This window comes from Pseudomonas sp. PDM30 (assembly GCF_019218985.1).
In the GTDB taxonomy this organism is placed as follows: Bacteria; Pseudomonadota; Gammaproteobacteria; order Pseudomonadales; family Pseudomonadaceae; genus Aquipseudomonas; species Aquipseudomonas jessenii.
This window is the reverse complement of the sequence record NZ_JAHUWM010000001.1, coordinates 829,857-854,953: the sequence shown is the minus strand read 5'-3', so window position 1 is coordinate 854,953 and position 25,097 is coordinate 829,857. Positions and strand designations below refer to the sequence as shown.

Genomic DNA, 25,097 nt, shown 5'->3' with positions numbered 1-25,097 from the left:
GATCAAACTCTTCAGTTCAAACATCTTTGGGTTTTGAGAAAACCCTAAACTTGGCTCAGCAATCGTTGGTTACATCTTTGATTTCTCGCGGAGTAACTTGTGATGCTGATAATCTGTTGACTAGCAGCCTGACTCCACAAGCACCCACACGAATTGCTTGATTCAGTTGTTAAAGAGCGGTTGGTTAAGATCTTTCGTCTCAACCGAGGCGCGCATTCTACAGCAGCCTCATTTGCTGTCAAGTGATTATTTTCAGAAGTTTTCAAAGTTTCCCTTGTAACTTCAACTTCAACCACTTGCGCTTCAGATCTCTCGTCAGCGGGAGGCGAATTCTACAGCGTTACACGCTGCTGTCAACACCTCTTTTTCAACTCCCTTTGTGCTTCGATGAACTGAAGCAACCTGCTGCCGAAAACTGCGTAACTCTTTGTTTACCAAGGAGTTTTCCGTTTCGACTGCGCCGGAAGTGGGGCGAATTATAGACACCTGGAATCTGCCGTCAAGCATTGATTTAGGTTTTCTATCGACATGTGCAAAAACACTGCTTATATATAGACGCGCCTGCAAGGAATGCGCAGTATATTGCCCAACACAAATAGAAACGCCCTGATTCCTATATTTCGGACGATGCCACGTAATGAATGACCAGCCTCGCAGCCTAGCCTCTACCCTGTTCTCGGTTGGGCTGCTGCTCATAGCCATGGCATCGATCCAGTCCGGAGCCTCCCTGGCCAAAAGCATGTTCTCCGTTGTGGGCCCCCAGGGGACGACAACATTACGACTGATTTTTGCCAGTGTGATCATGATGCTGATACTGCGTCCATGGCGGGCAAAATTCACTGCAAAGTCCCTGCGCACTGTCATCGTCTACGGAATGGCGCTGGGCGGCATGAACTTCCTCTTCTATATGTCGTTGCAAACCGTCCCGCTGGGCATCGCGGTGGCGCTTGAATTCACCGGCCCACTGGCGGTGGCGATCTACGCCTCGCGTCGCGCGATCGACTTTTTGTGGATTGCCCTGGCTGCCGCAGGCTTACTGTTACTGATACCGACGGGAGAAACGACCACCGGCATCGATCTTGTAGGCGCCGGTTATGCCTTGGGCGCAGGGGTCTGCTGGGCACTGTACATTTTGTTCGGTCAAAAAGCCGGGGCCGACAATGGCGTGCAAACCGCCGCGCTGGGAGTAATGATCGCTGCGCTCTTCGTAGCCCCCATCGGTATTGTCCATGCAGGCTCGGCTCTGCTGAGCCCGTCGTTGATCCCTATAGCTCTTGGCGTCGCCATCCTGTCCACAGCCCTCCCCTACACCCTGGAGATGGTCGCGCTGACCCGCATGCCGGCCAGAACCTTCGGCACACTGATGAGTATCGAGCCAGCCTTCGGCGCGCTATCTGGCTTGCTGTTCCTTCATGAATACCTCTCGCTGTCACAATGGATGGCAATCATGTGCATCATTCTGGCATCCGTCGGTGCCACCATGACCATGAGCACTAGCACCAGACCAGCCGTAGCGGCGGATTGAAAGCAGATATGAAACGGCTCTGGTATTTGCCGCTCAATTAGGCCATGTTTAGCCCCGCACCCCAGTGTCATGACATGGACCATTTCAGATAGGGATATCGGTACGCGTCAAGCGAAAGTGAAAGCGGCCAAACCCGGGCACAAGATCCGGGGACGCTATAAGGACAGTAATGAAACGATTTTTGATGCTGATCGCCGTACTTGCAATTGCGGGCTGCGCAGCGACTTCGGAAACACAGATCAAGCACGGTAAGAAAGGGCTGCACATCAACTGTTCCGGACTGTCTTCGTCCTGGGACAAGTGCTACGCCAGCGCCGCCAATTCCTGCGCCCCCAAGGGATACAAGGTCATTGCCAAGTCGGGAGATTCAGTGGAAGAGCCCGGCGATTACCCGTTTGGCCTCAATCCTGCGGGCTATACCAGCCGCAGCATGATTGTCATCTGCAAATAGGCAGGGCCGTCGGGTCAGGTTCTCGGGCTTGCGATCTGACGGCCAATTTCCTCGTAGCTGGAGTTCAGCACTGTGCGCTGGATATCCGGGCTAGCCAGCATGCGCGCTACGACCAGCGCGCCAATACATTGCGACAGAATCGCCCACGCCAGGCTGTCGCTTTGCAGAATACCCGCCCAACTTTCCTGAAGCCGACAAATCCAGTGCTCTGCCTGTTGACGGACAGTCAGGTCGGAACGGGCAATTTCCGCCCCCAATGCCGGCAATGCACAACCGGTTTCCGGATTCTCGACGTGAGACATACTCAGGTACTGCTTCAAGCAGCGCTCAAGCTTGTCACGGTCCTGTCCCTCCCCCAATCGCGCCAGGCTTTGCCCCAACTCGCGCTCGACAATGCTGGCGAACAACTCGTCTTTCGACGAGAAATGGCTGTAGAAGGCGCCGCCACTCAAGCCAATCGCTTTCATCAGGCCGTCCACGCCCACCGTTGAAAATCCGGACTTCTTGGCCGATACCGCACTGCTTTCCAGCAGCCTTTGCCTGGTTTCCAGCTTGTGACTGGCCGAATAACGCATTGCCTTTCTCCCTAGCTTGCTCGCCTTGACGTCTGTCGAATCATAGCATAACGTTCGTTTAGTTAACGATCGTTTACCAAAAGGGATCTACCCATGAATAACAAGAAGGTCGTTCTTATCGTCGGTGCAGGTGATGCCACGGGTGGCGCCATTGCCAAGCGTTTTGCCCGGGAAGGTTTTGTCACCTGCGTTACCCGCCGCAGTGCGGACAAGCTCCAGCCATTGGTGGATGCCATAAAGGCCGATGGTGGCGAGGCCCACGGTTTCGCCTGCGACGCCCGCAAGGAAGACGACGTGGTCGCACTGGTCGAGCAGATAGAAAGCGAGATCGGCCCTATCGAGGCATTCGTGTTCAACATCGGCGCGAACGTGCCGTGCAGCATTCTCGAAGAAACCGCCCGCAAGTATTTCAAGATCTGGGAAATGGCCTGTTTTTCCGGTTTTCTCAATGCGCGTGAAGTGGCCAAACGCATGGCCAAGCGCCAACGGGGCACGATCCTGTTCACCGGCGCCACTGCAGGCCTGCGTGGCGCAGCCGGGTTCGCCGCATTTGCCGGTGCCAAGCACGGCATTCGTGCGCTGGCGCAAAGCATGGCCCGAGAGCTCGGCCCCATGAATATTCACGTTGCCCATGTCGTCGTCGACGGCGCCATCGATACCGATTTCATCCGCGACAGCTTCCCCGAGAAATACGCGACCAAGGATCAGGACGGCATCCTTAACCCCGAACACATTGCCGAGAATTACTGGTACCTGCACAGCCAGCCCCGCGACGCCTGGACTTTCGAACTGGACCTGCGCCCCTGGAGCGAACGCTGGTAATTCCCCCCACACACAACAATAAGACGAGCGCCTTGAACATGAGCAAAACCGTGGAGTTCTACTTCGACCTCGGCAGCCCCGCCACCTATCTGGCCTACACCCAGCTACCGAAGATCTGCGCGCAAACCGACACCCGGTTGATCTACATTCCGCTCTTGTTGGGCGGAGTGTTCAAAGCCACCGGTAACGCCTCTCCGGCGACTGTCCCGGCCAAAGGCCGCTACATGTTTGAGGATCTGGACCGCTACGCCAAACGCTACGGCGTGCCTCTGAAATTCAATCCCCACTTCCCGATCAACACCTTGATGCTCATGCGCGCCGTAACAGGCATGCAGTTGCGCCACCCTGAACGCTTTGCAGCTTTCATCGATTGCCTGTTCAAGACCATATGGGTCGAGGGTCGCAGCCTGGATGAACCGGCAACCGTCGCGGCAGTGCTCAGCGAAAACGCTTTCGATCCGCAAGAGGTGCTGGCCCTGACCGCCGATGAAGAAGTAAAAGCCCTGCTCAAGGACAACACCGAAAAAGCCGTACAGCGAGGCGTATTCGGAGCCCCAAGCATGTTTGTCGACAATCAGCTGTACTTCGGCCAGGATCGGCTGGACTTCGTGCTCGAAGCCTTGAGCTGAATCTCGACCACCAACCGCCCCTTTGCCGCTCTATGGCTCAGGCGCTGGATAAAGCGCCTGAGCTGCACATAAACAAATAGCTACGCCGGAACCAATAGCAGCACCCGATCAGATAGCCGCCGTGCGGGTATTGAGCCACTCCAGCGCGGCACCTTCGACCAACGGACTCAGGCGCTCGCGCACTTCGGCGTGGTAAGCGTTGAACCACTGCTTCTCGTCCTCGGACAACAGCGAAGTTTCCAGGCAACGCGTGTCGATCGGGCACAGGGTCAGTGTTTCGAACTTGAGGAACTCGCCGAATTCGCTTTTGCCCGCCTCACGGTTCATCGCCAGGTTTTCAATGCGCACACCCCAACGACCCGGACGATAGGTGCCCGGTTCAATGGAGGTGATCATGCCGGGTTGCATCGCGGTTTGCGGGGCTGGCGCGGCCTGATAAGCAATGACTTGCGGACCTTCGTGGACGTTCAGGAAGTAACCGACGCCATGACCGGTGCCGTGACCGTAGTCGACACTTTCCGCCCAGATGGGCGCACGGGCGATGGCATCGAGCAGCGGCGACAGAATGCCTTTCGGGAACTGCGCGCGGGACAAGGCAATCACACCCTTGAGCACGCGGGTGCAATCGCGTTTTTGCTCATCGGTCGGTGTGCCCACCGCAACCATGCGCGTGATGTCGGTGGTGCCGCCCAGGTACTGGCCGCCGGAGTCGATCAGCAGCAGGCCGTCCCCTTCGATCACCGCGTGTTCTTCTTCGGTGGCATGGTAATGCGGCATCGCGCCATTGGCGTTGAACGCGGCAATGGTGTTGAAACTCAGAGACACATAATCCGGACGACGTTCACGGGCCGCGGTGAGTTTTTCGTCGATGGTCAGTTCGGTGATGCGCTCGCGCCCCAGCGCCGAGTCCAGCCAGGCAAAGAATTCGCACAGTGCTGCGCCGTCCTGTTCCATGGCCTGATGGATGTGTTCGGCATCGGCCTGGCTTTTTTGCGATTTGGCCAGGGTGGTCGGGTTCAGGCCTTCGATCAGGTTCACCCCGCTGTCGAGGTTGTCCAGCAAGCCCGCCGTGACCCGCGCCGGATCGACTTGCAGGCTCGCGCCGCTCGGTACGGCACGCAGTGCAGTAGCGACTTCGCTGTAATCGCGCAAGGTCACTCCGTCCCGTTCGAGGATGGCGCGCAGTTCGGCGCTGACTTTGCTCAAGGCGACAAACAGCGTGGCCTGTTGTTGATTGATCAAGGCGAAAGAAACAAACACCGGGTTGAACGACACGTCGCCGCCACGCAGGTTGAACAGCCAGGCGATATCATCGAGGGTGGCGATAAAATGCCAGTCGGCACCCCGCGCCTGCAGGGTTTCACGCAGTTTGGCGAGTTTTTCGCCACGGCTGACGGTCGCCTGTGGTGGCAAGTGCTGATAGATCGGTTCGTTCGGCAGGCCGGGGCGGTCGCTCCAGACGCCGCTCAGCAGGTCGATGTCGGTGCGCAGGCGAGCGCCACGCTCTTCCAGTTTACCGCCCAGGGTCCGTGCCGAAGCCACGGCCATGACCGCGCCATCGACCGCGACAACGCCACCCTCGGGGGTTTGCTCGGCCAGCCATTCCAGTGGTCCGGGTTGACCCGGTTGCAGCTTGACCAGGTCAATGCCGCTGCCGTTGAGTTCCTTGGTCGCCTGCTCCCAATAACGGCTGTCGGCCCAGACACCTGCAAAATCCGGAGTCACGATCAGGGTGCCGACCGAACCATGGAAACCCGACAACCACTGGCGCCCCTGCCAGTAGCCCGGCAGGTATTCGGACAGGTGCGGATCGGCCGACGGCACCAGCAAGGCGTGAATGCCCTCCCGGCTCATCAGTTCGCGGGTTTGCGCCAGGCGCTGGGGCACCGATCCATTGGTCGAAAGCTGCGTATTCATCGTGTCTCCTGCTAACCACTTCATCATTATTGTTGAGTGCCGATCAATGTCGGCGCTTCGTCGCCCTATTGCCAGAATGCCGGAGCACTGGCGCAGGCTGCCTTGATCAGTTGAACCGCCTGGTCGATGTCCTGCTCGGTGGTGAAACGCCCGAGGCTCAAGCGGATGGTGCGACCGGCCGAGCGGGCATCGTGCCCCAGGGCCAGCAGTACATGGGATGGGGTATTGCTCGCGGAATTGCAGGCCGAGGTCGCGGAAAACGCGATCGAGGCCAGCAACGCCGCCGGGTTGAACTCCCCTTCGTCGAAGGTCAGGCTCAGGGTATGGGGAATGCGCCGGGTCGGGCTGCCGTTGAGACGCACGCCGGGTACGCTCTGCAATTGCTCGAGCAAACGCTCACGCAAACGCATGATGGTGGCTTTCTCTTCATCGAACGCAGCCGCCGCCAGTGCAAAGGCCACGCCCATGGCCGCGATCTGATGGGTCGCCAGTGTGCCGGAGCGCAAACCGCCCTCATGCCCGCCGCCATGGATCTGCGCCTGCAAACGCTGTTGTGCACGCGGACCGACGTACAACGCGCCGATGCCCTTGGGGCCGTAGAGCTTGTGCGCGGAAAACGACATCAGGTCCACCGGCCACAGTGCGAGGTCGATCGCCACTTTGCCCGCGCCCTGTGCGGCGTCGACATGGAACAACGCCCCGCGATCACGCACGATCTGACCGATGGCGGGAATGTCGTTGAGGGTGCCCAGTTCGTTGTTGACCAGCATCAGCGACACCAGGAAGGTGTCTTCGCGCATGGCTTCGCTGACTGCTTGCGCCGTGATCAGGCCCTCGGCGTCCGGCGCCAGATAAGTCACGGCTACACCGGCATCCTCCAGTTGCCTGGCGGTATCGAGAATGGCCTTGTGTTCGATCTGGCTGGTGATGATATGGCCCCCGCCAATGCGGCGGGCTTGGGCCACGCCTTTGAGCGCGAGGTTGTTGGATTCGGTGGCGCCGGAGGTCCAGACGATCTGCCCGGGTGTCGCGCCGACCAGTTCGGCGACCTGGCGTCGCGCCTGTTCGACTGATTGCCGGGCCTGCTGGCCGAAGACGTGGGAACTGGAAGCAGGGTTGCCGAAATTGCCGGTAAAGCCCAGACACTCGATCATCACCTTGATGACCCGCTCATCCACCGGCGTGGTGGCGGCGTAATCGAAATACAACGGACGTTTATTCATAAAAGACTCGCAGAGCGTGTTCCGGGATCAGGAAGCTCGTGACTGCAAACGGCAAAGCGCAGCCTTGTGAGCTGCGCGCGGTTTTCAGAACGTTACCAATACCTGATCGGATGCCGTTAAAGAAGAATTACTTCATTTAAAAGTGCGTAGGAACGCTCCTGAAAAGTCAGCTTAACAGGCATCGGGCAACCGGTTGAAGCAATGCATCAGCTAAAGCTTTCGAGTATCAGCGGATACAGCGAACCCACAAGCAGCGCGGCCATGCCCCAATTGAACAGGCGCAGCCAGCGGCGATCCTTCAGAACATTGCGCAACAGCGTGCCGCAAGCGGCCCAGGCACCCACGCTCGGCAGGTTGATGATCGCAAAGACGGCCGCGATCACGATCACATTCGTGAAGTACCCCTGCATCGGCGTGTAAGTGCTGATAGCGCCGATGGCCATGATCCAGGCCTTGGGATTGACCCACTGGAACGCGGCGGCCCCCAGATAGCTGATCGGTTTCGCCTCGCCCTGCTGGCTTTCCGACATTGGCCCGGAATGGGCGATTTTCCACGCCAGATACAGCAAATACGCCGCCCCCACATAACGCAGCACGGTGTAGAGCAAAGGGTAGGTCTGGAACACCGCGCCAAGGCCAAAGCCGACCGCCACCACCAGTACGAAGAAGCCACAAGTGATGCCGAGCATGTGCGGAATCGTGCGGTTGAAGCCGAAGTTCACCCCGGAGGCCAGCAACATGGTGTTGTTCGGGCCGGGCGTGATCGAGGTGACGAGGGCAAACAGGGCGAAGCCCAGCAGCAGGTCGAGTGAGAGCGTCATGGGTGGCAGTCCGTCAGGGTCGGTCAGGTGTTGACCCTATCGCACACCTTCGGCGAAACCCATGGACAGTTACGCGAAACTTGGAGCAGTACAGTTTCGCCTCAGCTCGGACGACCGTGAAGCTGTACAGATCGCCCGACGTTCATTTCACCCTGGTTGTCGAAACCGAACGACTTTTGCGGCTGACCGAGCAGCTCGGCTTTTTTCGCGTGGTACTCGTCGAAGGACAGTCCGCGGCGGTTCAGCGCTTCCAGCGCCAGTTCCTTGCTTTCTTCCGCCGTGTAAGGCCGAAGCTCAGGGGAAACATGGCTGGCACATCCGGCGAGTACGGAGACGGCGAGCATCAGCAAAGTGGCGATCATCGGTTTCATTTCTGGCGTCCTGGCAACTGGGTTCGAGGCAATGAACACAGGCTACCCGCGCCTCCCGGGCAGCAGAAATCAACGCTTTCAATAGTGGCTATCAAGAAATGGCGATCATTGCCCTTGTCAGCGCCAGCCCACCAGGCTGCAGTGCAATGCATTGTCGTGGCTGCGCTCCAGGCTGTGCAGGACCTGGAACGAGCCGAAGGTCACGGCCTTCGCCTGATGGGCGCGGATCAACTGCCAGAAATCCTCTTCGCCGTTTTCAAAGGACCGGAACGCAGCCTCCCCGGCTTCGCGGGTTTGCCATTGCAGATAATTGAGTACCCGCCGGCCATCATCGCTGGCCTGGATGCTGGCACTGAGAAAGCCGCGGTGCTGCCGGGCCAGATGTTCGGTCTGTGCAGACAATGCCAATACCAGCGCGGGTAGTTGATGCGGCTCGATCTGGAATTCGATCAGTTGGGTAAAGCTGCGATTCTTCTCTGAGGCTTGCATGAAATGTCCCCCACTCACATGTAAGGCGAATCTTGCGATCCGAAGGTGTGCAGGGTAAAACCTCAAGTTAACTAGAGGTCAAGAGGCAAATTTTAAATGATCACCCCGGAAAACCTGCACAAGGAACTTACCGTCGGCCAAGTCGCGGCGCGCAGCGGTGTGGCGGTCACGGCGCTGCACTTCTATGAGTCCAGGGGGCTGATCAAGAGCAACCGCAATCAAGGCAACCAGCGCCGCTATCCCAGGGAAGTGCTGCGACGGGTGGCCTTGATCAAGGTTGCCCAGCGCCTGGGAATTCCTTTGGCGGAAATCGGCGAAGCCCTCAAGTCGCTGCCCGACAACCGGGCGCCAACGGCGGCGGACTGGAAAATGCTGTCGGCGCAATGGAGCCGGGAACTGGATGAGCGCATCAACCAACTGACCCTGCTGCGCGATCGCCTCAACGGCTGTATCGGGTGTGGTTGCCTGTCGATGGAGGCTTGTCCATTGCGCAATGCAGGCGATGTGCTGGGAGAGCGCGGGCCGGGAGCGCACTGGTTGGAGCCAACTTGATGGCACTTGAATGGCGCTGCTGCTCGTCGGGCACTCGGTGAGGCGAAAGAGGCTGGCCTATATTTATTCGGTCGTACAACGGCACAGGTACTTTCCATTCACAAAACAACAACAGGGAGTTCCATCATGAGCGTCAAACCCATTCCAGAGGGGTATCACAGCGTCACCCCCTATCTGGGCATCAACAAAGCCGCCGAAGCCATCGCCTTCTACAAAAAAGCCTTCGGCGCCATTGAAATCATGCGCCTGGACATGCCCGATGGCGGTGTCGGCCACGCGGAACTGCGCATCGGCGATTGCCCGATCATGCTGGGCACGCCATGCGATCAAGGACCGCTGAGCAACCCGGACAATTCGCCGTCCGTGGGTCTGCATTTGTACGTGACGGATGTCGACAAGTCCTACAAACAGGCGATCGATGCCGGCGCAACCGTTGTATCGGAGGTCAAGGATCAGTTTTACGGCGACCGTTCAGGGACCTTGAAGGATCCCTACGGGCACCTGTGGTTCCTGGCCACGCACAAGGAAGACCTGACCCAGGAACAGATCGAACAACGGGCCAAGGAGATGTTTGCCCAGGGTTGATATCTTTGGTGCTGGAGCGGGCCTCTTCGCGAGCAGGCTCGCTCCCACAAGGGTCCCGACTTCAGCAGCACCGCCGACATGCCAATCACTTGCGCAAGCAAGCCCGCCCGCGACCTGTCGACAATGAGAAACATTTTCTTTCATTTCCCCTTTCGGGATTTCCCCTGCTCATCCGTCCTACTTAGATGCAGTCCTTTCGCGTAGGCAAAAGCCACGACCGGACTTTCTGGGCGCTCACCCCTGCGAAGCCCGCAGCCGAGCTGCCTCTCATCCAGGCAAGACCTCCAACATGTCAAAGAAGTCTCGTTCAAAAATCTGGTTCCTGGTCCATAGCTGGCTGGCATTGCCGATCTGGTTTTTCGTGCTGATCGTCTGTGTAACCGGAACCCTGGCCGTCATCAGTCAGGAGATCGTCTGGCTGACCAACCCGCCAATGCGCGCCAGCCAGCCCTCGGACGACACCCCGCTACTCAGTTATCAGCAGGTCATCGAGGCCATCAACAAGGCCGAACCGCAGACCGTGGTGCAGAGCATCAGCCGCCCCGACGAGTCGCATTTTGCCCTGGATGTCGAAGTCAGCTACCCCGACGGGCGCTCGGTGGTGATTTATGTCAATCCGTACAGTGGCGTGATCCAGGGTGTCGCGCCGGAGTTCAACTTCCGCGCCTTCACCCGGGCGCTGCACGGCTGGTGGCTGGTGCCGTTCACCAACGGTTACAGCTGGGGCTGGTACCTGGTGTCGTTTCTCGGCTTGCCGCTACTGGCGTCACTGGTCACGGGGCTGGTGGTCTACAAACGCTTCTGGAAAGGCTTTTTTCGGCCAACCCTGCGTATTCGCCACGGCGCGCGGATTTTCTGGGGCGACTTTCACCGCTTGAGCGGCATCTGGTCGATCTGGTTCATCGCGGTGATTTCCATCACCGGCACCTGGTTCCTGATCCAGGCATTGCTGTTCGATAACCAGATTTCCATTTCCACGGAAAAGATCATCCCGGCGATGTCCCGCGAAGCTGTGCCGCTGTCAGCCGATGGCTCGCCCCCGCCGCGTATCGACCTCGACCGCGCAATTGAAATCGCCAGGCAGAAAATCTCCGGGCTGGAGGCCAGCTTTGTCAGTTTGCCGGGCAATGCCTACAGCCACCTGGATGTCGGCGGACGCGGTTGGTATCCGTTGATGTTCCAGACCGCCACGATCAACCCGTACAACGGCGAAATCGCCGCCTCGCGCCTGATCTCGGACCGTTCGACCCTGGAGTTCGTCACCGAGTCCATGCGCCCGTTGCACACCGGCGATTTCGGTGGCCTGTGGATCAAGCTGATCTGGGCGTTCTTCGGCCTGTTGCTGAGCATGATGGTGCTCAGCGGTCTGCTGATCTGGACCAAACGCACGGCACTGGCCACGGCCAATGCCTTCAAGCGCAGCAACAAAAAACAGCGTGGCACCGCCGCGCAACCGGTCACGAACAACGAACCGTCGGAGGCCCACCTGTGAGCAAAGTCACTGCGGTCTCGCAACCCTCGCGCCTGCACGTGTTCTGGCACAAATGGCGCTTTCATCTGAACGTCCTGTTACTGCTGATTCCCCTGGGTTTCATGCCCAAGTACTTCGCCGACGAGGCATTGATGCGCGGCGACAGTGGCCTTGGCGAACGGGAGGTCGGCGAAGTCCGGGTCGGTCCCTGGAGCCTGCGCCTGGCGGAATTGCGCAACGCCGCGCCCATGCTCGACGGCCCGGCCGGTTACATGAAAGGCTTCAACGCCGCGTTGTGCGAGGCCTGTATCGGCCAGGTCAAGGCCACTTACCTGCGTATCGGCAAGCCCCGCAGCCTGCGCGCCGCCGGGGTGATTTTCTTCGGCACCCCGTACCGCATGGGTGCCTCGCTGCCCGTCCCGGAAAAGACCACGGCCGACGCCGAACTGTGGATCACCATGGAAGGCTGGGACGGCGCCATGCATCAGGCATCCATTCCTTTGAGCCAGGCCTCCCCCGCCACTATCGCCTGGCTGAACAAACAAGGAGGCAAACCATGATCACCCCTCTTCGCCCGCTCAACGCCGTGTTGCTGGTGCTCTGCGCCGGCTTCAGCGCCGCCGCCCTGGCCCACAATCCGATGTGCGAATGCAAGGCCATCGACGCGGAGCAGATCAAGTGCACCGGCGGTTTTTCCGACGGCAGCGGCGCTCCTGGCGTGACCCTCGATGTGATCGGCTACGACGAAACCATCCTGGTGCCGGGCAAGCTCGGGCCTGATTCGACCCTGACCTTCAAGAAGCCCGGCGCCGAGTTCTATGTGCTGTTCGATGCCGGCCCCGGTCACGTCGTGGAAATCGACCAAGCGGACATCGAGGCACCATGAGCACTCCAACGACCCAAGTCGTGCGCCCGGCCGGGGCCGGTCACGAAACCCTTTATGTTCTGCTGCTGTGCCTGACGATCCTGGCGGCGGCCGGCTCGGTGGTGCTCTGGCGCGGTGAATCCCATGAGGTGAGCAGCGTCAGCAGCCATCAACTGGATGCGCGCCGTGACCTCAGTGCATCCGAGCAAGGTATCTACGCCGATTTGCGGGTGACGCTGGACGAGATCCATTTGCTGCGCCAGGAACAGCAAGCGCTGCCGACACCCGAGTTGCTGGCCGAGGAAGGGTTTGCCCCGTTTGCCCGGGACGCCAGCTCCGTCAGCCGGGGTGGCCATGCCTGGCAAATGCTCGACGCCAAGGCCTATTTCGGCCAGAGCCAGATGCCGACGGTCGCCGGTTCGTTTCTGCTGCGCCTGAGCGCAACCGCCGACGCTGCACCGGACATCTGGCTCAACCGCACCAGCACGCTCACGGCACCGGCCGACCTCAGCGATGCCGCGCTCGAAAGCGCCGGCTGGCAGCAGGTCATCGCGCAATTCGATGCCGGTGTGACCCGCCAGCACCGGCACTGAACCCTCGCCTTTTTCCGAGAGAAGACCGCTTTCCCATGCCCAATTCATCTCAATGTTCTTTTTTGCGCCTGCTGCTGGTCGGCTTGCTCGCCTGCCTGCTGCCATCCGTGGCCAGCGCCGACGAAGCCAAGCGCCTGCGCATCGGCATCACCCTGCATCCCTACTACAGCTACGTGGCGAACATCGTCGGCGACAAGGCCGAGGTGGTGCCGCTGATTCCGGCCGGTTTCAACCCACATGCCTACGAGCCCCGCGCCGAAGACATCAAGCGCATCAGCGGGCTGGACGTGATTGTGCTCAACGGTGTCGGCCATGACGACTTCGCCGACCGCATGATCGCCGCCAGCGAAACCCCGAACGTGCCGGTAATCGAAGCCAACGAGAACGTACCGCTACTGGCCGCCACCGGCGTGGCCGCACGCGGTGCCGGCAAGGTGGTGAACCCGCACACCTTCCTGTCGATCAGCGCCTCGATTGCCCAGGTCAACAACATTGCCCGGGAGCTAGGCAAGCTCGATCCCGCCAATGCCAAAACCTACACCGAGAACGCCCGCGCCTACGGCAAGCGCCTGCGCAAGATGCGCGCCGACGCCCTGGCCAAACTGACCCAGGCACCGAACGCGGAACTGCGGGTGGCCACGGTACACGCGGCCTACGACTATCTGCTGCGCGAATTCGGCCTCGAAGTGACGGCCGTGGTCGAGCCGGCCCACGGTATCGAGCCAAGCCCGAGTCAGCTGAAAAAAACCATCGATCAACTGCGTGAACTGGACGTGAAGGTGATCTTCTCGGAGATGGACTTTCCTTCCACTTACGTCGACACCATCCAGCGCGAATCCGGCGTGAAGCTGTATCCGCTGTCGCATATTTCCTACGGCGAATACACCGCCGACAAGTACGAAAAGGAAATGACCGGCAACCTCGACACCGTGGTGCGGGCGATTCAGGAGTCGGGCCAATGACATCGAAAGAAACCATCCTGGCCGATGCAGAATCCCCTGTGGGAGCGAGCTTGCTCGCGAAGGCGTCGTGTCAGTCGACCACCATGTTGCCTGATACACCGCCATCGCGAGTAAGCTCGCTCCCACAGGTTTCGGGGCCGACATTGGATTTTGCAGGCGTCAGCCTGACCCTCGGGCGCACGACGATCCTCGACAACGTAACCTTTCAGGTCCGCCCCGGCAGCGTGCACGCACTGGTCGGCCCCAATGGCGGCGGCAAGAGTTCGCTGATCAAGACCCTGCTCGGGCAAATGCCTCACCAGGGCCACTTGAACCTGCATTGGCCAGCCGAGCCGGGGACCATCGGCTATGTGCCACAGGCACTGGAGTTCGACCGGGGCTTGCCAATGACCGTCGACGATTTCATGGCCGCCATGTGCCAGCGTCGCCCGGCCTTTCTCGGCTTGAGCAAACACTACGCGACGGCGATTGGCGAGGCGCTGGAGCGGGTCGGCATGCAGGACAAACGCAAGCGCCGCATGGGCGCGCTGTCCGGCGGCGAACGGCAACGGGTGTTGCTGGCCCAGGGGCTGATTCCGCCTCCGCAATTGCTGGTGCTCGACGAACCGATGTCGGCCCTCGATGAGGCCGGTATCCGGGTGTTCGAACGCTTGCTCGGCGACTGGCGAGCGGCGGGCATCACCGTACTGTGGATCGAGCACGACCTGGAAGCGGTCGGACGCCTGGCCGATCACGTCACCGGGCTCAATCGCCGGGTGCTGTTCGACGCCACGCCGCAACAGGCGCTGACACCGGAGCGTCTGTTGAATCTGTTCTCGACCCACCCACGGAGCCTTGCCTGATGAGTTACGAAGCTTTTCGCCTGATGGTCCAGGGCTGGGCGTCGTCGGGTTATCTGCCCGAGGCGCTGGCCTATGGATTCGTGGTCAACGCCCTGCTCGCCGGCCTGTTGATCGGCCCGGTACTGGGAGGCCTGGGCACGTTGGTGGTGGTCAAGCGCTTCGCGTTTTTCTCCGAGGCGGTCGGTCACGCCGCCCTGACCGGCGTGGCCATCGGTATCCTGCTCGGCGAACCCTACACCGGCCCCTACGGCAGCCTGTTCGGCTACTGCCTGCTGTTCGGCATCCTGCTCAATTACCTGCGCAACCGCACCGGTCTGGCGCCAGATACCTTGATCGGCGTGTTTCTCTCGGTGTCGCTCGCCTTGGGCGCTAGCCTGCTGCTGATTCTGGCGGGCAAGATCAACGTGCACATTCTGGAAAACGTGCTGTTCGGCTCGGTGCTGACGGTCAATGGCAATGACCTGCTGGTGCTGGCCATCGTCGGTTCGCTGGTCATGGCCCTGGCCTTGCCTTTGTACAACCGCATCATGCTCGCCAGTTTCAACCCGCAGTTGGCGGCGGTGCGCGGGGTGGCGGTGAAAACCCTGGATTATCTGTTCGTGATTCTGGTGACGCTGATCACCGTCGCCGCCGTGAAGGTCATCGGCGCGATACTGGTGGGCGCCCTGCTGGTGATTCCGGCCGCCGCGGCACGCCTGCTCAGCCAATCGCTGAAGGGCTTTTTCTGGTGTTCGGTGCTGATCGCCACGGTCAGCACACTGTGCGGGATTCTTGCACCGATTGTCTTCGACCTGCCGATCCCGTCCGGCGCCGCGATCATCCTCGTGGCCGGTATCGCCTTCGCCCTGGCCGCCATCGCGCGCGGCGTCGTCCCCAGCCTGAAAGGGAACCTTGGATAAATGATTTTTTCACTGCGCCAACTGACCCTCGCCGTCGCCCTGTGCGGGCTGGCGACAACGACCATGGCCGCCGACAACGGCAAACCGCTGCATGTGCTGACCTCCTTGCCGATTACTTATGGCCTGGGTGAGGTCTTGCTCAAGGGCACCGATGTCAGCCTCGAACGCGCGGCCCCGGCCAACCTGCCCGGCAGCCGGCAGACCGCCTACTTCACCGGCCGTGGCGCCCCGGCGCTGGCCAAACTGGCAAGCGACGCCGATGCGGTGATCGGCCTGCGCTCACTGTGGCCGGATGACCCGCTGTACCCGATCGCCCGGCGCAGCAATATCCGCATCGTCGAAGTCGACGCCGCTCGCCCCGTGGACGGCGCCCTGCCCGGCATAGCCGTACAGCCCGACAACAAGGTCGACGGGCTGAACAGTCAGCCGTGGTTCTCCAGCAATAACATGGGGCGCATGGCCGATGTGATGGCGGCGGACCTGGTGCGCCTGGCCCCCAAGGCCAAGCCGAAGATCGACGCCAACCTGGCATTGCTCAAGCAGCGTTTGCTCAAGCTCAGTGCCGACAGCGAAGCGCGGTTGGCCAATGTGGACAACCTCAGTGTGATGAGTCTCAGCGATCACTTCGGCTACCTGATCGGCGGTCTCAATCTGGAATTGATCGGCCAGGATGCACGCGCCGATGCCGAGTGGACACCGGAGGCGCTGAAGCAATTGGGCGCAACGCTCAAGGACAATGACGTGACGGTGGTGCTGCATCACCGGCAGCCGTCGGATGCGCTGAAAGCGGTGATTGCCGGGTCGGGTAGCCGATTGGTGGTGTTGAGTACCGATGCCGAGGATCCGGTGGCGGAACTGGAGGGGAATGTGGATTTGCTGATCAAGGGGTTGAGCGGCGTTTAAGGTCAGTACGACCGCGTTATCGTTCATCGCGAGCAATCTCGCTCCCACAGGATTTGTGCCATGCCGCAGATCACTGTGGGAGCGAGCTTGCTCGCGATAGCGGCCTGATAGGCGACACAAGACTCCAGACCTGAAAAAGCCCGCTGACTGTCACCAGTCCAGCGGGCTTCTTTTTGCATGACGGATCAGTGCGCCACAACCGCCTGCTCGTCCATTTTCTGCCGCAGGCTCAATGGACGCATGTCGGTCCAGGTTTCTTCGATGTAGGCCAGGCATTCCTTTTTCAGCCCGCTTTTACCCACGGTGCGCCAGCCTTGTGGCACGGCTTTGTAGTCGGGCCAGATCGAGTATTGCTCTTCGTGGTTGACCACGACCTGAAAGAGGATGTCCTCGCGGTCGAATACTGACGTCATGCTGTCTCTCCATCGTTATCGGGCGGGTTGCGTTGTGCACGCAACCGTTATGTAGAAGGAACGATCCGCAGGGCGGAAAATTTAAGGATTGGCCGTGGCGGCGGCCAGGGCTCGCCCGAAAATCTCGGCCACGCGATCGATTTGCGCAGCGGTAATCACCAGTGGTGGCAGGAAGCGCACCACCGCGCCGTGACGGCCACCGAGTTCCAGGATCAAGCCACACTTGAGGCATTCGCGCTGCACCAGGGGTGCCAGACGGGCGAAAGCCGGTGGATGGCCTTGGGCATCCAGCGCGCCCGTCGGGTCCACCAGTTCGACGCCGAGCATCAAGCCACGTCCGCGAATGTCCCCCAGTTGCGGGAAGTCCCGCTGCAGGATGCGCAGGTGCTCGGCCAGACGCTCGCCCATCGCGGCGGCATGCTCGCAGACCTTGTGTTCGACCAGATAACGCATCACCGCGCAACCGGCGGCCATGGCCATCTGGTTGCCACGGAACGTCCCGGCATGGGCGCCCGGCAGCCAGGTGTCGAGCCAGTCGCGATAGACCACCACCGCCAGCGGCAGGCTGCCACCGATGGCCTTGGACATCACCACGACATCGGGAATGATCCCGGCATGCTCGAAGGCGAACATCTTGCCGGTGCGGGCGAAGCCACTCTGGATTTCGTCGACGATCAGCGCGACACCCGCCTGTTCAGTGATCCGCCGCACACCGCGCAACCAGTCCAGATCCGCCGGAATCACCCCGCCCTCGCCCTGCACCACTTCCACGATCACCGCCGCCGGCAATTGCACACCAGCCTCGGGATCATTGAGCAGGTTTTCCAGGTAACTCAGGTTGGCTTTGACCCCTTGCGCGCCGCCGAGCCCGAACGGGCAGCGGTAATCGTAAGGGTACGGCATGAATTGCACGCCGCTGCCAAGCAAGGCGCCCAAGGGCTTTTTCGGCCCCAGACTGCCCATCAGGCTCAACGCGCCCTGACTCATGCCGTGATAGCCACCCTGGAACGAGATCACGGTGCTGCGACCAGTGGCGGTACGCACCAGTTTCAGTGCCGCTTCCACGGCGTCGGTGCCGGTCGGGCCGCAAAACTGGATCTTCGCTTCAGCGGCCAGGGCAGGCGGCAGCAGCCCGAACAGATCCTGGACGAACCGGTCCTTGACCGGCGTGGTCAGGTCCAGGGTGTGCAGCGGCAGCTCATCGGCCAGCACTTGCTGGATGGCTTCGATCACCACCGGGTGGTTGTGCCCCAGGGCCAGGGTTCCGGCTCCGGCCAGGCAATCGATGAAGGTGCGGCCTTCGACATCTTCGACGTAGATGCCCTTGGCGCGCTTGAGTGCCAGGGGAATGCGTCGCGGATAGCTGCGGGCGTTGGATTCCTGCCGGCTCTGACGGGTGAGCAATGGCGATTCGTTGAATTGATAAAGCGTCTCGGCGGACGTCGCCGGCTGCTCTTCGATAAGGTTGGTAGCGACTGACATCTCTCGACCCCTCAATAAGGTTTTCCTGTTCTGGAAACGCATCAGCGCTTGAGGGATTTAGGCGGTAACCCGGAAACCTTTGCAGGAGCGAGCTCTGCTTGCGATGGACTCAAGAACACCGCGTGCATTCACAAAGCACGCGTTATCGTTATCGACCATCGCGAGCAGAGCTCGCTCCTACAGGGGGGGGTGTTTTTCAGACCGGTTGCAGCGGCATCGTCAGCTCAACCCGCAAGCCGTCCGGCCGGCTATCGAAATGCAGCGTGCAACCGCAACGCTGAACGATGGCCTGCACAATCGCCAGCCCCAGACCACATCCGGTGCTCTGACCGTTGCGCCAGAAGCGCTGGGTCAGGTGTTGCAGATCTTCTTCGGCAATCCCCGGCCCATGGTCGCGCACCACAAACTGCACACGATTGCCGGTGGTTTCCAGGCTCAACTCCACCGCTTTGTCGGCGGGAGTATGGCGCAGTGCGTTGTCGAGCAAGTTGCGCAGCGCGGCAATCGACAGCACGGCGGGCATTTGTACCGGCGCGGCGGAAACCTTGCCCGGCGCCTGAAACCTGATGCGCTGGCGATCGCCGCTTGCCGCGTCCTGGATCGCCAGTTTCGCCACTTGTTCGGCGTTGCACTGCACACCGTCGTCGAATGACAGGCTGCCCTCGACGCGCGCCAACAACAGTAATTGTTCGAGGGTCCGGTGCATGCGGTCGGCGCCCTCTTCGGCCCGGGCCAGGGACTGGTCCCGGGCGCTGCCTTGCGTCATCCGCGCCACTTGCAGGTGGGTCTTGATCGCGGTCAACGGGCTGCGCAGTTCGTGGGCCGCGTCTCCGGTCAGGCGACGTTCGCGTTCGATGGTCTTGCCGATGCGCTGGAGCAACTGGTTCTGGGTTTCCAGCAAGGGTTGCAGCTCGCTGGGCAGTGGCTGGATCTGCAAGGGTTCGAGGGAGTCGGCGCTACGGCGCATCAAGGCATCGCGCATGCGGTTGAGCGGCGCCAGCCCCTGGCCGATGCCCAGCCAGAGCAAACACAGGCAACCGAGCAGCGCCACGCCCACCGGCACCGAAGCGGCCAGCAGGATCGACATGTTCAACGCCTCACGCTCGATCTGCCGGTCAGCGGTGGTGATGCGCAGATCGCCCCGGGCCAATGTGAAACTGCGCCACGGCGCGCCGTCGATCATCTGATCGTGAAACCCGAGTTTCTCGGCCTCCAGGGTCTGCTGCGGATCGGTGTGACTGCGGGCAAGGATTTCGCCGCGCAACGAGCTGACCTGGCACGCCATGCCACCCGGAATGTTCAGCTGTTCGGCACTGAAGTGGGTGCCCTCGCCCTTGCTCGGCACGGGCGGCAGTTGCTCCATCAGGCCGGCGACCATGCGTGCCGAGGCCACCAGGCGCTGGTCGAGGGAAAACATCATTTGATTGCGCAGATCGCTGAGCATCCAGGCCGCGGCCAGGGCCCAGATCAAGGCAAATGCGGCGCCGAGCGTCAGACTCAGGCGCAAACGCAAACTCATCACTTCGATTTTTCTCCGCCATCAGCCGGCCCCAGGCGATAGCCCAGACCGCGCACGGTCTCGACAATGCCATTGCCGAGTTTGCGCCGCAGGTGATGGATATGGACGTTAAGGGCGTTGCTTTCCAGTTCGTCGTTGAAACCGTAGACGCTGTCCTTGAGTTGCTCGGTGGACAACACACGGCCACGGTTATGCAGCAAGGCTTGCAGCAATGACTGCTCACGGCGCGACAGGTCCACCGGCTGCCCCGCGAGCGTGGTTTCGCGGCTGCTCGGGTCGTAGGTCAGGGCACCATGCTCGATCAGGTTGACGCTGCGCCCCGCCACCCGCCGCAACAGCGTGTGCAAGCGTGCAGCGAGTTCGCGCAAGTCGAACGGTTTGAGCAGATAGTCGTCGGCACCGGCTTGCAGGCCATCGACGCGATCAGTAACCGAGTCCCGGGCAGTGAGGATCAAAACCGGCAACTCCAGGCCTTGATGGCGCAACTGCTGCAGCAGCTTGAGGCCATCCTCGTCCGGCAACCCAAGGTCGAGCACCATCACGTCGAACTCCGCCACCTTGAGCATCGCCCGGGCGGCGGACGCCGTGGCGACGTGTTCCACGGTCAGGCCCTGGGCGGTCAGGCCGGCGACGATACCGCTGGCGATCAATTCATCGTCTTCGCAAACCAGTACGTGCATGGGGAGCCTCGTAGAAATAAAGCCTATTAAGCCGTTGACCGATTAAGTCGACATTATGCCGCAAGCGCCACCGCCACAAGGCCGGGGCGGTTAATCATCGGTTAATCGCCACCCGCCACTGTGCACCTCATTAGCAAAGGACAAAGGCTTATCCATGCGTCGTCTGTTTTTACTTTTTACTCTCTTGATCGTGGGCCTGGCCCAGGCGGGAACCAATCCGTTCGACACCAAACCTGAATTTCTCCCGGTTGATAAAGCCTTCGCGTTCACCTCTGAACGTCTGGAATCCGGTGAAACCCAGCTCTATTGGCAGATCACCGACGGCTATTACCTGTATCAGAAACGCTTGAAGTTCGATGGATTACCTGTCGGGCAACATCCCCCGCTACCGGAAGGTGAAGCCCACAGCGACGAGTTTTTCGGTGAACAGCAAGTCTACCGTCAGGGCCTGGAACTGAAAATTCCGGCGGGTGCCAGCGGTCAGGTCAAGGTCAGTTACCAGGGCTGCGCCGATGCCGGTTTGTGTTATCCGCCACAAACCAGAGTCGTGGACCTGGGCAATACCAATGCATTGAATGCGGCCACTGAAGCGCCGGACCAGGCGCTGGCCAGCAGCCTGCAACAACGGGCGCTGGGCTGGAGCCTTGTGCTGTTCTTCGGCCTGGGCCTGTTGCTGGCCTTCACGCCTTGTTCACTGCCGATGCTGCCGATTCTGGCTGGGTTGATCGTCGGCAGTGGCGCCACGCCCAGACGCGGATTCGCCCTGGCCAGCAGTTATGTGGTCAGCATGGCGCTGGTGTATGCGGCGATGGGTGTCCTGGCCGCCTCCCTCGGGGCGAACCTGCAAGCCTGGTTGCAGAACCCCTGGCTGCTGGGCAGTTTCGCGGCGATTTTTGTGTTGCTGGCGCTGCCGATGTTCGGTTTCTTCGAACTGCAACTGCCGGTGGCCGTGCGTGATCGCCTGGAAAACGTCTCGCGCAATCAACGCGGCGGCAGTCTGATCGGCGCCGGGGTGCTGGGGGCGCTGTCCGGTCTGCTGGTTGGTCCCTGCATGACCGCGCCACTGGCCGGCGCCCTGCTCTACATCGCGCAAAGCGGTAACGCGCTGCATGGCGGATTGATTCTGTTTGCCATGGGCATCGGCATCGGTGTGCCGCTGTTGCTGCTGGTGACCGTCGGCAATCGTTTCATGCCCAAGCCAGGCGCCTGGATGAACCTGGTCAAAGGCATTTTCGGCTTCCTGTTCCTCGCCACCGCATTGTTGATGCTGCGTCCGGTGCTCGACGAATCCCTGTGGGTCGGCTTGTGCGGTGCGCTGCTGTTGATCGCGGCCTACAGCGCCTGGAAGCAGTCGGAAGGTTTTGGCCGTATCGCGCACCTGTTTGGCGCCAGTTCGTTACTGCTCGGTTTATGGGGTGGCCTGTTGGTGATCGGTGCAGCCGGTGGCGGCGATGATCCGTTCAAGCCATTGCAGGTCTACCGCGCCTCGAACCAGGCTGTGGCCGCCGTGCCGGTTGGCCACGATGCTTTCATCACCATCAAGGATCCGCAGGCACTGCAACGGGAACTCGACGCCGCACAGGCTCAGGGTCAGTGGGTGCTGCTGGACTACTACGCCAACTGGTGCGTGTCGTGCAAGGTCATGGAGAAACAGGTCTTCGGCAAAACCCGTGTCCTCGAGGCTTTGAGCGATGTGCGCTTGCTGCGACTGGACGTCACCGCCGACAATGCCGCCAGCCGTGAACTGCTCGGCCGTTACCAAGTGCCAGGGCCACCGAGCCTGCTATGGATTGGTGTGGACGGTGAAGAGCGGCGCAGCCAGCGCATCACCGGCGAGGTCGATGCCGATACATTCCTGCAACGCTGGACCACCACCCGAGACGCCCGTTAATGCTGACTTTCACCCTCGGCACCTTTGCCATCGCGCTCAATCACCTGCTGTTGATCAGTGCGCTGGCGCTGGCCACTTTTGTCGGCTGGCGGGTCGCCAAGCGTGGTAGTGAAAACCCTGAGTCGGTGCTGTTCAGCCTGTTTCTGATGGGCATGCTGGCAGCCCGAATCAGTTTCGTGGCGGCCTATTGGGTGCACTATCGCAACGATCCGTGGCAGGTCATCGACCTGCGCGATGGCGGTTTCCTCGCCTGGCCGGGGGTCGTGGTCGTTTTGCTCGCCACGCTGTATCGCGGCTGGCGTCGCCCGGGTCTGCGCCGTCCATTGGGCTTTGGCGTGGCCAGTGGCCTGGCGTTCTGGCTGTTGGCGACGTTCTCCCTGTCGATTTATGAACAAGGCACACGCCTGCCGGAAATCACCCTGCGCAACGCCGCTGGCGAAACCGTGCAACTGGCCGACTACAAGGGAGGCCCGTTGGTGATCAATCTCTGGGCCACCTGGTGCCCGCCGTGCCGCCGGGAAATGCCGGTGCTGGAAAACGCCCAGCAACAACGGCCGGACCTGACGTTCCTGTTCGTCAATCAGTCAGAAAGCATGCAAAGCGTCGCGATCTTTCTGGAAACCCAGGGCCTGAGCCTGTCCAACGTGCTGTTCGACGGCAGTGGGCGTCTGAGCCAGGCCGTCGGTTCCATGGCATTGCCGACTACGCTGTTCTACAACCCCGAGGGTCGCCTGCTGGGCAGCCATCTGGGCGAGTTGTCGGAAGCCAGCCTGGCCCGCGCGCTGGAAAACTTCGACACCGTACCCGCCACCTCTTCAAGGAAACTGCCATGCCCCGCCTCCGCCACCTGCTGACCCTGAGCCTTGGTGCTGCCCTGTTGCACCTGCCATCGGTGCAGGCCGAAGAGTTGCCCGATGCCATCAAGAAAATCGAGGCCAAAGGCGCGAAAATCGTCGGCCAGTTCGACGCCCCCGACGGCTTGCGTGGTTATGCCGCGCAATACCAGAACCGCGGCATGGCGCTGTACCTGACCCCGGATGGCAAACACGTGTTGCTGGGCAACCTGTATGACGCCGAAGGCAATGACCTGAGCAGCGCACCTTTGCAGAAACTGGTGTATGCACCGATGGCCAAGGAAGTCTGGGCCAAGTTCGAAACCAGCAACTGGATCGGCGACGGCAAGAAGGATGCGCCGCGCGTGGTGTACCTGTTCAGTGACCCGAACTGCCCGTACTGCAACATGTTCTGGGAACAGGCCCGGCCGTGGGTCAAGGCCGGCAAGGTGCAGTTGCGCCACATCATGGTGGGCATCATCCGCGAAGACAGCCCCGGAAAATCCGCCGCGCTGCTCGCCGCCAAAGACCCGGAAAAAGCCCTGCAGGATCACGAAGCCGCTGGCAAGGAGAGTTCGCTCAAGGCCTTGAAGGAAGTGCCGCCGGCGATTCAGGCAAAGTTCGCGGCCAACATGCAATTGATGGAAGAGCTGGAGTTGCAGGCGACGCCGGCGATTTTCTACATGGATGACAAGGGCAATCTGCAACAGCAGCAAGGCGCTCCGTCGCCGGATAAGTTGGCGAAGATTCTCGGGCCGAAGTGAGTTCAGCGCCCCATCGCAAGCAAGCTCGCTCCCACAGGGAAAGGTGATCACCTGTGGGAGCGAGCTTGCTTGCGATGGCGTCGGTAGATTCGACTAATTTCTGTCGGCCAAAAATGCCAACAAGGTTTCAGTCACAAACCCAGGGTTCTCCAGATTGGAAATATGCCCCGCCTCCGGCACCAGCACCCACGGGCAGCCAATCAACTCAGCCATTTCACGGGCTTCACCCGGTGGCCGAGGCTTGTCCTGATCGCCGCACATCACCAGTGTGGTCGCTGCGTCCAGTTCGCCCAGACGCGATAACTGGTCATCGCGCCCAAATGTAATCCGCCCCATCGGCGCGATGCTTTCACGCAGGCGATCCGCGGGTTGAGCCGCGAGGGAAGCACGAAAATCCCGGTAGAGCGCCGACTGCGGATCAATGCCCGGCCGGAAGAAAATCGGCACCACGATATCCAGCAGCGCTGGCGTGATGACACCCGCCTCTTCGATCTGCTTCAACAGTGAAAAGTAGTACTGGCGAGTCGGCTCCGGTTCGGCGCCGGCGTAGGTGTCCATCAGCACCAGTCCGTTGATCCGCTGCGCTGCCGATAAGGCCAGGCGCGCGCCCCACATGCCGCCGACCGACAGGCCGACCAGCGTGACCCGCTCGATGTCCAGATGATCGAGCAGGACCAGGGCCTGACGCGCCAGGTCATCCAGCGACGTCGTACCGACAGGCAACGGCCCGGATTGGCCGTGCCCCCACAGGTCCAGGGCTATCACACGATACTGTTGCGAGAGCGCGGCAATCTGCGGCGCCCACATGGCCTGGTCCCACAGGTAACTACCGGCCAGCAGCACCGCCGGGCCGGTACCTTGATCGATGTAGTGGAGGGCTTGTCCGTCTATCGTTACGAAGGGCATCGGCTGTCTCCGCGAGCACAAAGGGAGCCCGAAGACTGAGCGGCTGACGGATCGCAGTCAATCGCGAGAATGTATGCGTTTGTACAACCGCCATCGCGGGCAAGTCGGATCGCC

The 25,097-nt window shown here is 60.9% G+C and carries 28 protein-coding genes; 17 read left to right on the top strand and 11 right to left on the bottom strand.

Annotated elements, in window-relative coordinates:
• Positions 1–637: 637 nt before the first annotated feature.
• Both rhtA and KW840_RS03955 read left to right on the top strand, forming a co-directional pair.
• Entirely contained in the window at positions 638–1,525 is an 888-nt protein-coding gene (gene rhtA / locus KW840_RS03960) for a threonine/homoserine exporter RhtA (RefSeq protein ID WP_057713888.1), read from the top strand.
• Between the two features lie 169 nt (positions 1,526–1,694).
• Positions 1,695–1,976, top strand: coding sequence for a hypothetical protein (locus KW840_RS03955; RefSeq protein WP_090456987.1), 282 nt, complete (start codon positions 1,695–1,697; stop codon positions 1,974–1,976).
• A gap of 14 nt (positions 1,977–1,990) precedes the next feature.
• Here KW840_RS03955 and KW840_RS03950 read toward each other — a convergent pair whose 3' ends face one another.
• Complete coding sequence (locus tag KW840_RS03950) at positions 1,991–2,551, bottom strand: TetR/AcrR family transcriptional regulator (protein ID WP_218494496.1); 561 nt, start codon at positions 2,549–2,551, stop codon at positions 1,991–1,993.
• A gap of 93 nt (positions 2,552–2,644) precedes the next feature.
• Between KW840_RS03950 and KW840_RS03945 the strand changes: the two genes are divergently transcribed.
• The gene (locus tag KW840_RS03945; protein WP_057713885.1) at positions 2,645–3,373 is read left to right on the top strand and encodes an SDR family oxidoreductase; all 729 of its coding nucleotides are present in this window, start codon (positions 2,645–2,647) and stop codon (positions 3,371–3,373) included.
• Positions 3,374–3,411: 38 nt separating this feature from the next.
• Positions 3,412–4,002: a 2-hydroxychromene-2-carboxylate isomerase gene (locus tag KW840_RS03940; RefSeq protein ID WP_218494495.1), complete on the top strand. Its 591-nt coding sequence runs from the start codon at positions 3,412–3,414 to the stop codon at positions 4,000–4,002.
• Between the two features lie 108 nt (positions 4,003–4,110).
• Here KW840_RS03940 and KW840_RS03935 read toward each other — a convergent pair whose 3' ends face one another.
• The 5 genes from KW840_RS03935 to KW840_RS03915 form a co-directional block, all read right to left on the bottom strand.
• On the bottom strand, positions 4,111–5,919 hold the full coding sequence (locus KW840_RS03935) for an aminopeptidase P family protein (RefSeq protein ID WP_218494494.1): 1,809 nt from the start codon (positions 5,917–5,919) through the stop codon (positions 4,111–4,113).
• A gap of 65 nt (positions 5,920–5,984) precedes the next feature.
• Complete coding sequence (locus KW840_RS03930; protein ID WP_218494493.1) at positions 5,985–7,142, bottom strand: cysteine desulfurase family protein; 1,158 nt, start codon at positions 7,140–7,142, stop codon at positions 5,985–5,987.
• 206 nt (positions 7,143–7,348) lie between these two features.
• Positions 7,349–7,963 (bottom strand): LysE family translocator, encoded by a 615-nt coding sequence (locus KW840_RS03925; protein ID WP_218494492.1) that lies wholly within the window; start codon positions 7,961–7,963, stop codon positions 7,349–7,351.
• A 101-nt stretch (positions 7,964–8,064) separates the two neighbouring features.
• A complete protein-coding gene (locus tag KW840_RS03920) occupies positions 8,065–8,334 on the bottom strand; it encodes a hypothetical protein (RefSeq protein WP_057713880.1) in 270 nt (89 codons plus the stop codon).
• Between the two features lie 117 nt (positions 8,335–8,451).
• Positions 8,452–8,823 (bottom strand): antibiotic biosynthesis monooxygenase, encoded by a 372-nt coding sequence (locus KW840_RS03915; protein ID WP_218494491.1) that lies wholly within the window; start codon positions 8,821–8,823, stop codon positions 8,452–8,454.
• Positions 8,824–8,919: 96 nt separating this feature from the next.
• Between KW840_RS03915 and soxR the strand changes: the two genes are divergently transcribed.
• The 10 genes from soxR to KW840_RS03865 all read left to right on the top strand — a co-directional run bounded on the left by soxR (position 8,920) and on the right by KW840_RS03865 (position 16,495).
• Complete coding sequence (gene soxR, locus KW840_RS03910) at positions 8,920–9,375, top strand: redox-sensitive transcriptional activator SoxR (protein WP_057713878.1); 456 nt, start codon at positions 8,920–8,922, stop codon at positions 9,373–9,375.
• Positions 9,376–9,501: 126 nt separating this feature from the next.
• Positions 9,502–9,960 (top strand): VOC family protein, encoded by a 459-nt coding sequence (locus tag KW840_RS03905; RefSeq protein WP_057713877.1) that lies wholly within the window; start codon positions 9,502–9,504, stop codon positions 9,958–9,960.
• Positions 9,961–10,249: 289 nt separating this feature from the next.
• Positions 10,250–11,452: a PepSY domain-containing protein gene (locus KW840_RS03900; RefSeq protein ID WP_218494490.1), complete on the top strand. Its 1,203-nt coding sequence runs from the start codon at positions 10,250–10,252 to the stop codon at positions 11,450–11,452.
• A complete protein-coding gene (locus KW840_RS03895; RefSeq protein ID WP_090457000.1) occupies positions 11,449–11,991 on the top strand; it encodes a thiamine pyrophosphate-binding protein in 543 nt (180 codons plus the stop codon). The genes KW840_RS03900 and KW840_RS03895 overlap by 4 nt, the downstream gene beginning before the upstream one ends.
• The gene (locus KW840_RS03890) at positions 11,988–12,317 is read left to right on the top strand and encodes a hypothetical protein (RefSeq protein WP_057713874.1); all 330 of its coding nucleotides are present in this window, start codon (positions 11,988–11,990) and stop codon (positions 12,315–12,317) included. Before KW840_RS03895 ends, KW840_RS03890 begins: the two co-directional genes overlap by 4 nt.
• Positions 12,314–12,889 carry a DUF6162 family protein gene (locus tag KW840_RS03885; RefSeq protein WP_218494489.1) on the top strand — a complete coding sequence of 192 codons (576 nt, stop codon included), beginning with the start codon at positions 12,314–12,316 and terminating at the stop codon, positions 12,887–12,889. Before KW840_RS03890 ends, KW840_RS03885 begins: the two co-directional genes overlap by 4 nt.
• A 35-nt stretch (positions 12,890–12,924) precedes the next feature.
• A complete protein-coding gene (locus tag KW840_RS03880; protein WP_218494488.1) occupies positions 12,925–13,851 on the top strand; it encodes a metal ABC transporter substrate-binding protein in 927 nt (308 codons plus the stop codon).
• 83 nt (positions 13,852–13,934) lie between these two features.
• Complete coding sequence (locus KW840_RS03875) at positions 13,935–14,693, top strand: metal ABC transporter ATP-binding protein (protein ID WP_218494512.1); 759 nt, start codon at positions 13,935–13,937, stop codon at positions 14,691–14,693.
• Positions 14,693–15,592, top strand: coding sequence for a metal ABC transporter permease (locus KW840_RS03870; protein WP_003226663.1), 900 nt, complete (start codon positions 14,693–14,695; stop codon positions 15,590–15,592). Before KW840_RS03875 ends, KW840_RS03870 begins: the two co-directional genes overlap by 1 nt.
• Complete coding sequence (locus KW840_RS03865) at positions 15,593–16,495, top strand: metal ABC transporter solute-binding protein, Zn/Mn family (protein ID WP_218494487.1); 903 nt, start codon at positions 15,593–15,595, stop codon at positions 16,493–16,495.
• 185 nt (positions 16,496–16,680) lie between these two features.
• On the opposite strand, the gene KW840_RS03860 is transcribed toward KW840_RS03865, so the two are convergent.
• The 4 genes from KW840_RS03860 to KW840_RS03845 all read right to left on the bottom strand — a co-directional run bounded on the left by KW840_RS03860 (position 16,681) and on the right by KW840_RS03845 (position 20,589).
• Entirely contained in the window at positions 16,681–16,908 is a 228-nt protein-coding gene (locus KW840_RS03860; protein WP_218494486.1) for an MbtH family protein, read from the bottom strand.
• 81 nt (positions 16,909–16,989) lie between these two features.
• Positions 16,990–18,390, bottom strand: a complete 1,401-nt coding sequence (locus KW840_RS03855; RefSeq protein WP_218494485.1) for an aspartate aminotransferase family protein — start codon at positions 18,388–18,390, stop codon at positions 16,990–16,992.
• Between the two features lie 196 nt (positions 18,391–18,586).
• A complete protein-coding gene (locus KW840_RS03850) occupies positions 18,587–19,912 on the bottom strand; it encodes an ATP-binding protein (protein ID WP_057713867.1) in 1,326 nt (441 codons plus the stop codon).
• Positions 19,909–20,589 (bottom strand): response regulator, encoded by a 681-nt coding sequence (locus KW840_RS03845; RefSeq protein WP_057713866.1) that lies wholly within the window; start codon positions 20,587–20,589, stop codon positions 19,909–19,911. Before KW840_RS03845 ends, KW840_RS03850 begins: the two co-directional genes overlap by 4 nt.
• 154 nt (positions 20,590–20,743) lie before the next feature.
• On the opposite strand from KW840_RS03845, the gene dsbD reads away from it, so the two are divergent.
• Genes dsbD through dsbG form a run of 3 tightly spaced genes read left to right on the top strand, consistent with a single transcriptional unit; the run spans position 20,744 to position 24,077 of the window.
• Positions 20,744–22,480 carry a protein-disulfide reductase DsbD gene (gene dsbD, locus KW840_RS03840; RefSeq protein ID WP_218494484.1) on the top strand — a complete coding sequence of 579 codons (1,737 nt, stop codon included), beginning with the start codon at positions 20,744–20,746 and terminating at the stop codon, positions 22,478–22,480.
• Positions 22,480–23,334 (top strand): TlpA disulfide reductase family protein, encoded by an 855-nt coding sequence (locus KW840_RS03835; protein WP_218494483.1) that lies wholly within the window; start codon positions 22,480–22,482, stop codon positions 23,332–23,334. Before dsbD ends, KW840_RS03835 begins: the two co-directional genes overlap by 1 nt.
• Positions 23,310–24,077 carry a thiol:disulfide interchange protein DsbG gene (gene dsbG / locus KW840_RS03830; RefSeq protein WP_057713862.1) on the top strand — a complete coding sequence of 256 codons (768 nt, stop codon included), beginning with the start codon at positions 23,310–23,312 and terminating at the stop codon, positions 24,075–24,077. Before KW840_RS03835 ends, dsbG begins: the two co-directional genes overlap by 25 nt.
• A gap of 93 nt (positions 24,078–24,170) precedes the next feature.
• Here dsbG and KW840_RS03825 read toward each other — a convergent pair whose 3' ends face one another.
• The gene (locus tag KW840_RS03825; RefSeq protein WP_218494482.1) at positions 24,171–24,983 is read right to left on the bottom strand and encodes an alpha/beta fold hydrolase; all 813 of its coding nucleotides are present in this window, start codon (positions 24,981–24,983) and stop codon (positions 24,171–24,173) included.
• Between the last annotated feature and the right edge of the window lie 114 nt (positions 24,984–25,097).

Bases quoted from the DNA above. Each gene is read 5' to 3' on its own strand.
- KW840_RS03930 (WP_218494493.1), bottom strand. From the start codon at position 7,142: ATGAATAAACGTCCGTTGTATTTCGATTACGCCGCCACCACGCCGGTG.
- KW840_RS03945 (WP_057713885.1), top strand. From the start codon at position 2,645: ATGAATAACAAGAAGGTCGTTCTTATCGTCGGTGCAGGTGATGCCACG.
- KW840_RS03955 (WP_090456987.1), top strand. From the start codon at position 1,695: ATGAAACGATTTTTGATGCTGATCGCCGTACTTGCAATTGCGGGCTGC.
- KW840_RS03875 (WP_218494512.1), top strand. From the start codon at position 13,935: ATGTTGCCTGATACACCGCCATCGCGAGTAAGCTCGCTCCCACAGGTT.
- soxR (WP_057713878.1), top strand. From the start codon at position 8,920: ATGATCACCCCGGAAAACCTGCACAAGGAACTTACCGTCGGCCAAGTC.
- KW840_RS03880 (WP_218494488.1), top strand. From the start codon at position 12,925: ATGCCCAATTCATCTCAATGTTCTTTTTTGCGCCTGCTGCTGGTCGGC.
- KW840_RS03935 (WP_218494494.1), bottom strand. From the start codon at position 5,919: ATGAATACGCAGCTTTCGACCAATGGATCGGTGCCCCAGCGCCTGGCG.
- dsbD (WP_218494484.1), top strand. From the start codon at position 20,744: ATGCGTCGTCTGTTTTTACTTTTTACTCTCTTGATCGTGGGCCTGGCC.
- KW840_RS03950 (WP_218494496.1), bottom strand. From the start codon at position 2,551: ATGCGTTATTCGGCCAGTCACAAGCTGGAAACCAGGCAAAGGCTGCTG.
- KW840_RS03865 (WP_218494487.1), top strand. From the start codon at position 15,593: ATGATTTTTTCACTGCGCCAACTGACCCTCGCCGTCGCCCTGTGCGGG.
- KW840_RS03855 (WP_218494485.1), bottom strand. From the start codon at position 18,390: ATGTCAGTCGCTACCAACCTTATCGAAGAGCAGCCGGCGACGTCCGCC.
- KW840_RS03870 (WP_003226663.1), top strand. From the start codon at position 14,693: ATGAGTTACGAAGCTTTTCGCCTGATGGTCCAGGGCTGGGCGTCGTCG.
- KW840_RS03940 (WP_218494495.1), top strand. From the start codon at position 3,412: ATGAGCAAAACCGTGGAGTTCTACTTCGACCTCGGCAGCCCCGCCACC.
- KW840_RS03825 (WP_218494482.1), bottom strand. From the start codon at position 24,983: ATGCCCTTCGTAACGATAGACGGACAAGCCCTCCACTACATCGATCAA.
- KW840_RS03900 (WP_218494490.1), top strand. From the start codon at position 10,250: ATGTCAAAGAAGTCTCGTTCAAAAATCTGGTTCCTGGTCCATAGCTGG.
- KW840_RS03905 (WP_057713877.1), top strand. From the start codon at position 9,502: ATGAGCGTCAAACCCATTCCAGAGGGGTATCACAGCGTCACCCCCTAT.
- KW840_RS03845 (WP_057713866.1), bottom strand. From the start codon at position 20,589: ATGCACGTACTGGTTTGCGAAGACGATGAATTGATCGCCAGCGGTATC.
- KW840_RS03925 (WP_218494492.1), bottom strand. From the start codon at position 7,963: ATGACGCTCTCACTCGACCTGCTGCTGGGCTTCGCCCTGTTTGCCCTC.
- KW840_RS03885 (WP_218494489.1), top strand. From the start codon at position 12,314: ATGAGCACTCCAACGACCCAAGTCGTGCGCCCGGCCGGGGCCGGTCAC.
- KW840_RS03860 (WP_218494486.1), bottom strand. From the start codon at position 16,908: ATGACGTCAGTATTCGACCGCGAGGACATCCTCTTTCAGGTCGTGGTC.
- rhtA (WP_057713888.1), top strand. From the start codon at position 638: ATGAATGACCAGCCTCGCAGCCTAGCCTCTACCCTGTTCTCGGTTGGG.
- KW840_RS03920 (WP_057713880.1), bottom strand. From the start codon at position 8,334: ATGAAACCGATGATCGCCACTTTGCTGATGCTCGCCGTCTCCGTACTC.
- KW840_RS03890 (WP_057713874.1), top strand. From the start codon at position 11,988: ATGATCACCCCTCTTCGCCCGCTCAACGCCGTGTTGCTGGTGCTCTGC.
- dsbG (WP_057713862.1), top strand. From the start codon at position 23,310: ATGCCCCGCCTCCGCCACCTGCTGACCCTGAGCCTTGGTGCTGCCCTG.
- KW840_RS03835 (WP_218494483.1), top strand. From the start codon at position 22,480: ATGCTGACTTTCACCCTCGGCACCTTTGCCATCGCGCTCAATCACCTG.
- KW840_RS03915 (WP_218494491.1), bottom strand. From the start codon at position 8,823: ATGCAAGCCTCAGAGAAGAATCGCAGCTTTACCCAACTGATCGAATTC.